Source organism: Ruegeria sp. (genome assembly GCF_028066395.1).
GTDB lineage: Bacteria > Pseudomonadota > Alphaproteobacteria > Rhodobacterales > Rhodobacteraceae > Ruegeria.
In genome coordinates this window covers 1-5,801 of sequence record NZ_JALCBM010000117.1, presented here as the reverse complement: position 1 = coordinate 5,801, position 5,801 = coordinate 1, and the positions used below count along the sequence as shown (strand labels likewise).

Sequence of the window (5,801 nt, the reverse complement as noted above, 5' to 3'; positions counted from 1 at the left end):
CGAGTTGCTGCCCTGGAACTATCCCAAAACCGTGTGACCAGCGCACCGCTTACGATACAGACGGATTGAGACCGAAAGTTCTTTGCTCTTGCGAGAGTACAATATCGGTATCGCAGCGGCAGGCGCTCAAGAGGATTGATGGTCTTTCGCCTAGTCGGGTTAAGTTCCAGCGTAGACGATGCAATGAGGCGGATTTTACAAAGTTGAGTGGACGGCCCTTATCCGGACGCAGCATGACATTTGAAACTCCGGCAACGAGCAACTATTTGCTTGGTTGCCCGAGTAGAATTCCGAAATTTCGTCATTTGGACTCGTTCTCGATATCAATGACAATCTCTTTTTCACCAGTAGCAAGTTCGTACATCGTCTTTCGATAAACGATGAGCTTTGCATTGATAGCTAGCAAATCGTCGCTTAAGTCTTTGAAAGCCGGAAACTCCGTTTGAACAACCTGGGGTTCTCTCTCATTGATTTCTTGAGCCTCAAACCAGCGCCGGAACCTTGCCTGCCAACGGGTGAGATGCGGCCGCAATCCGTCGTTTAGTACATGGACAGAGGTTTTGACGATTGCACGCGTACCTTTTTGTTTCAGTTTGTGCGCGGGGACTTCTTTTATGAGATTTCGAGTGACGCCAAAGAACTCGTACCAAGAGTTGTAAACCTCGGTGATGACATCATGTTCGAGGTCGATTTCAAGGCCGATTTTGCGTGTACTCAACTCCACCCAGATCGCGTAGGCAATCTGTCGATCCATAGCATTTGGCGTAAACTGGAATTTCGAACTGCCGAAGCCAAATTCAGCGGCGTCAAACTCTAGGTCTCGGAGTAGAAATTTTCGGCCCCAAAACCACCATGCAACGCCCAACAGGGTAACTGTCAAAATACCGATAATAGTGTACCCTCCGATCTCGAGCTTCACACTCAAGTCAGAGGCCACTTCAAAATCGAGCAGCGGTGCGGGTTCTGGAGATGCAGTCGTCATTTCAATCTTCTATTGGGCGATATTCAATGGTGCGTGTTTTTCGGTCTCCTACTATTACGCCTCCCCGATTTTCTCTCATTTTCCGAAAGACTGCGTACCCATCAAGAAGTGCCTTCTCCCAAAGTGACGCTGGGCAAGCTTCCACCTCGTAGCCTCGTACAAAGTCCTTAATGCCATTCAGGATATCAATTGAAATTTTGTCGTGGCCTTCAAAGTAATCGAGATCCTTTGCTTTAGAGAACACCCAAGCGGCCAGGCCTTCTTCAACCACACTGCCACGGCCACTGTCCTCACCCTCGTCAAAATCGGCTTTGCTCTTTCGTTTTTGCTTCAACAGAGCGCGCATTGTGGGCGACCAATGTAGAATTGCTGCATGAGCAAAGTGTATGACATCGTGGTATCGAAACCCGTCTTCCTCTCTTATGTTGTCGGTCAGCGGGTCACCTATAAAAACACCATTCCATCTGAGATAAACTTTTCCGTTCTCGCGCTCCATCATCTCGATCTCAAACTGACGGGGGAGTTGCTCAACCTCCGGAAAACTTTTGTCAAAGTCCGGCAACTCATCAGGTTTGGGAAGAACGAACCGGTCACTAATTTTCTCCGCATTGGCAGATAACACGCGATTGAAAGAAATCTCTGCGGATGCGATGACCTGAAAATAGGCCTCTAGGAAGACAATCAACTCTTTTTCACCGATCTTCGAATCCGATTCAGATGCCGAAAAAAGCGAAGTTGTCGCCTTTCCAAGGCACAGAAGGGCCTCTGTCATATCACATGAGTCAACGTTGGTTTCTCTAACGGATGCAAAAGGGCGTGTAGGGTCGTCAGTGGGTTGAAATCCCCTGCTGTTAGGTCCTTCCGCGAGTACCTTTGCTAAAAGCTGTTCGAGCGAAACATCAAGCCGTCGAACCAACGCGGTAAAATACCAAAAGGCATCGCCTAGCTCGTCAACAACCGAGTTTTCAAATCCGATGAAGGCGATGCGCTCCCTCTTGAGTTTCTTCACTGCAGACATCACGCTTCCTGCTTCGCCAAATAAACCTAGCAGTATGGGTGAAATTTCATGGTCTTCAAATCGATCAGTAATGGTCGCGATTTCTTGGTATTCTTCAATTGAAAGGGTCATTCCAAATCCTAATTAAATGGGTTTTTCCAAGCTTCGGGCAAACCACGTAGACCCCATTCGGGGTAACTGCGAAGCCATGAAATTATTTTGTCTATGTGTTCGGGTTTGTAGGAATTTTGATAGTTTCGTACATCTGTCGGAAAATCTGTTCCTTCGAAATTTTGAATGTCTTTCGGAGGTTCTTGCGCGTCTTTTCCAAAGTAGATGTAGTCATCGCTCAAAAGGATGCGGTTGCTGCCAATGTCGCGATGCAAATTCAAGTAGTTCGTCTTTCCCCCAGCATGACTGTGGTGTGAATCGGCTTGGGTTGCAGACTGCCCTTCAATGACTTCGTGATAGATGTTGTCGCCAAAAAAGTGCTTTGCTGACTTTGTCAGAACCGGTTTTTTGCATTGGAAGCGGGGATCGTTCCAGTACTCGTCGAATGACATGGTTTCTGTCACGCGCATCGCAAAAACGACGCGATGACGCATCTTATTTTGCGCGGAACCGCCACCAATGACCCAATCTCCAATTTGAGCGCTTCGGCGGATATCTGGCTTACAACAGGCAAGTGAACAAACACCCCAGAACGGGTTCGGAGCAAACCCGTAGTCACGGGCGACTTTGTAGCAGTACAACTTGGTCACTGGCAGGCGACCCTCTTATACGTTGCTGGTGATGCGATGGACCCGTCGGTATTTTCTTTGCCTTCAAAGTTACCAGTCACGGCGTCAACTATTCTTCCACCGTCCCAACCAACCATGGCATCCGACATATGTTTTAGCGCTGCTGGTGGTTCACACCCCGCATGGCCGTGAGCCCAAACGCCTACTATGCGTTTGCCTAGGCGTTCGGCTCTCAAAATCTCTTTGTTCACCCATTCGCTATTTTTTGTCTGTGGCGTGATATACACAACCATAGTGCTGCACCATTTGATGCGAGGGCCTATTATCTTGTTGAGAATGTAGTCCGCATTTTTGGCCTTGTTTGGTTTTTCTTTGTTTATTGACCCATCGCGGACGGTCAAACCATGCTTGCGGCACAGGTCCTTGACCTTTTTTAAGCCAGCGTCATCCTCGTGGATGTGGCTAATGAAGATATTTTGTGTTTTTGCCATTCTGCAATCCTTGAATAAAAAAGAGGACACAAGCGCCGCAGCGCTCAACGTGTCCTCCCTGATGTTATCTTTTTGTTCTTCACACACCTTCCGCTACAGGTAGAATTCAGTCAATAGCAATATTCAATAATATGTATTGGTTTCTGTATGTTGACTTGCACAAAAGAGCTGCCCTTTGCAGGTGCAGTATGTGGTGTCGTAGAAAACCATCACATGCGCAGTACGCCCAAGGCTGAGAAGTTTATGAAGTCGCGGTTATAGGTATATGCAAAGCTCGGTTGCGAAGGTCCGCTTTGGGCGGCAACCGCATCATTTTGGCGCGGCTAGACTCGGTCGTTCGTTAGTGACGCAGTATCAAGCGGAATGGCCTCACACCTGCCCAACACATGTGCAGCATGGCTTTTGCAACGGGCGGAACCGAACCGGCCATTGGTGCTTTAACCCAAATATCTGATCTTTTATTGTCTTGTTCTATGTATGGCCGTTCGCTCTTCATGAGCCGATGTTCGCACCACAAGCGGCGAATTCCAACTGAGAGCCCAACTTGCCGAATGCTGCATCCGTCACGGATGACTGGTATATGGAAGTGTCATTCCAGAATGGACCCGCTGACATGCCGAACAATGTACCCACATCTCACGCAGCCAGTTTGCTTAGAACGGCGAAACGTGTGCTCGTGGTGGGGTGCTCAGGGGGCGGAAAAAGCACGCTTTCACTCAAAATATCTGAGCGCTTCAACCTGGAGTATCTATCGTATGACCGTGACGTCCGTTGGTTGCCCGGCTGGCAAGTTCGCGACCGCGACGCGCAACGCCAAATTGTTGCAGACTTGGTGAGAAGAGATCGATGGGTAATGGACGGCACAACTGTATCTACATTCGATTTGCGTCTTCCTCGCACCGATCTGTTGATATGGGTTCGAGTTCCAAGACGCGTCGCATTGGGCGGCGTCGCGCGAAGAGTTCTTGCAAACTACGGCAAAGTCCGGATCGATATGGCAGAGGGATGCCCAGAGCAGTTACCAGATCGCGAGTTCCTGACCTATATCTGGACATTTGAGACGAGAGTTGCGCCTCGCTTAGCGAGTGCCATTGATCGCTTTGGCCCAAACGTTCCGGTCGTAACTCTTTCTAAGCGGAGCGAATTCCCGGCATTGCTTGATGTCAAGTATCCTCCATTCGTCCTTGTCCCGCATAGCCGACCCTCAGGCGGAGACTGAATCATGCCCCTGCTGCAACCAGATGATCTCGTGCGCTTCGTTTCGCCAGCCAGCCGCGCGGAACCGCGGGCAATTGAACGACGTGCCGAAGTTTTGCGGTCATGGGGCTTGCGGGTTGAAATTGGGCCGCACGCGTTCGACAAGATGGGCTATCTCGCAGGCTCAGATGAGGTACGCCTTGCCGACCTCACCAACGCGTTTCTTGATCCAGAGGTGCGCGCGGTTTTTGCGACGCGGGGCGGCAAGGGGTCCTATCGTATTGCCCACCGACTACCTTTTGGTGCGATCAACCGAGACCTCAAACCGCTGATCGGATTCAGTGACATCACAGCCCTTCAAATGGCCCTTTTGCGAAACAGCGCGGCTCCCAGCGTCCACGGCGCGTTGACCGGCAATGACGACGACCAGCTCAGCGATATTGCAGCGCATTCCTTACACGCCGTCTTGATGGAGAGTGAACCGATCACGGTCACATCCGATCCTGCTATTGAATCCGGGGCGCTGACAACAAAAGGCAAAGCAAGTGGCCCGCTGATCGGCGGCAGCCTTACGATATTGGCTACTGCCGCCGGGTGGGCGTTACCTTCCCTGCGGGGGGCAATCCTTTTGATCGAGTCTGATGGGGTCGCCATCGGCCAGTTTGAACGGGACCTGACCATGTTAGTGAGAGCGGGTCATCTTGAAGGCATTGCGGGCGTTGCAATCGGCCACATCAGCGGAACGCCATCGAATCCGCCGATTGATGCAGTCGGGTTGCTGCGTGAATATCTTGAGGGGTTTGGCGTTCCTATCCTCGGCGGTCTCCCGATTGGTCACGATCCAGATGCGCGGTCCGTCCTGATTGGCACTCATACGCAGATCGACGCAGGCGCGGGAACGCTAACACAGCCTGCTTGGGCTTGACCTAGAAAACACAGTTTATGTCGGCATCTCCGACAACATCGGCGATCAGATTGTTTAGGGCCATGGGTTGCATCATCGGTACGTAGTGACCGCAGTCTTTGATCACATGTAGGCGGGCATTGACCGATAGTTCTGCAAGTCGGCGTGAATAGCTCAAACCCGGTAGCTCGTCGCGGTCGCCTGTTACGACATGTATTGGAATGGTGCTTTCCATCACTAGATGTTCGCAACTGCTACGTGTGTAGAAGGCATCGAGACCTCGTGTCAGAGCTTCTGGGGACTGGTCCAACGCGATTTCTTTAGCCCATTGAGCGATGCCAGCAGTATCTTCACCCTCCAACAGTGGTCCCCAATATCGCTCCCAGGCACCCTCAACCCCCTGATCAATAACTGTTCTGCGAGCCTCAGAATGAGCTGATCAGCCCCACTTGAGTGGTCCAATTTGATTGTTAGTGTATGACCGGCCTTT

General features: G+C 50.8%; 6 protein-coding genes. 1 reads left to right on the top strand and 5 read right to left on the bottom strand.

Features of this window, described 5'->3' with window-relative positions:
• Nucleotides 1-301: 301 nt before the first annotated feature.
• Genes MPJ51_RS21275 through MPJ51_RS21260 form a run of 4 tightly spaced genes read right to left on the bottom strand, consistent with a single transcriptional unit; the run spans nucleotide 302 to nucleotide 3,210 of the window.
• Nucleotides 302-982, bottom strand: a complete 681-nt coding sequence (locus MPJ51_RS21275) for a hypothetical protein (protein WP_298390986.1) — start codon at nucleotides 980-982, stop codon at nucleotides 302-304.
• A 1-nt stretch (nucleotide 983) separates the two neighbouring features.
• The gene (locus MPJ51_RS21270; RefSeq protein ID WP_298390984.1) at nucleotides 984-2,111 is read right to left on the bottom strand and encodes a nucleoside triphosphate pyrophosphohydrolase family protein; all 1,128 of its coding nucleotides are present in this window, start codon (nucleotides 2,109-2,111) and stop codon (nucleotides 984-986) included.
• An 8-nt stretch (nucleotides 2,112-2,119) separates the two neighbouring features.
• Nucleotides 2,120-2,740: a hypothetical protein gene (locus MPJ51_RS21265; protein ID WP_298390982.1), complete on the bottom strand. Its 621-nt coding sequence runs from the start codon at nucleotides 2,738-2,740 to the stop codon at nucleotides 2,120-2,122.
• Complete coding sequence (locus MPJ51_RS21260; RefSeq protein WP_298390980.1) at nucleotides 2,737-3,210, bottom strand: TIR domain-containing protein; 474 nt, start codon at nucleotides 3,208-3,210, stop codon at nucleotides 2,737-2,739. Before MPJ51_RS21260 ends, MPJ51_RS21265 begins: the two co-directional genes overlap by 4 nt.
• Nucleotides 3,211-4,432: 1,222 nt before the next feature.
• Here MPJ51_RS21260 and MPJ51_RS21255 point away from each other — a divergent pair.
• The gene (locus MPJ51_RS21255) at nucleotides 4,433-5,332 is read left to right on the top strand and encodes an LD-carboxypeptidase (RefSeq protein ID WP_298390978.1); all 900 of its coding nucleotides are present in this window, start codon (nucleotides 4,433-4,435) and stop codon (nucleotides 5,330-5,332) included.
• Between the two features lies 1 nt (nucleotide 5,333).
• Here MPJ51_RS21255 and MPJ51_RS21250 read toward each other — a convergent pair whose 3' ends face one another.
• Nucleotides 5,334-5,672: an alpha/beta hydrolase gene (locus MPJ51_RS21250; protein WP_298390976.1), complete on the bottom strand. Its 339-nt coding sequence runs from the start codon at nucleotides 5,670-5,672 to the stop codon at nucleotides 5,334-5,336.
• Nucleotides 5,673-5,801: the final 129 nt, after the last annotated feature.

Bases quoted from the DNA above. Each gene is read 5' to 3' on its own strand.
- MPJ51_RS21275 (WP_298390986.1), bottom strand. From the start codon at position 982: ATGACGACTGCATCTCCAGAACCCGCACCGCTGCTCGATTTTGAAGTG.
- MPJ51_RS21270 (WP_298390984.1), bottom strand. From the start codon at position 2,111: ATGACCCTTTCAATTGAAGAATACCAAGAAATCGCGACCATTACTGAT.
- MPJ51_RS21260 (WP_298390980.1), bottom strand. From the start codon at position 3,210: ATGGCAAAAACACAAAATATCTTCATTAGCCACATCCACGAGGATGAC.
- MPJ51_RS21255 (WP_298390978.1), top strand. From the start codon at position 4,433: ATGCCCCTGCTGCAACCAGATGATCTCGTGCGCTTCGTTTCGCCAGCC.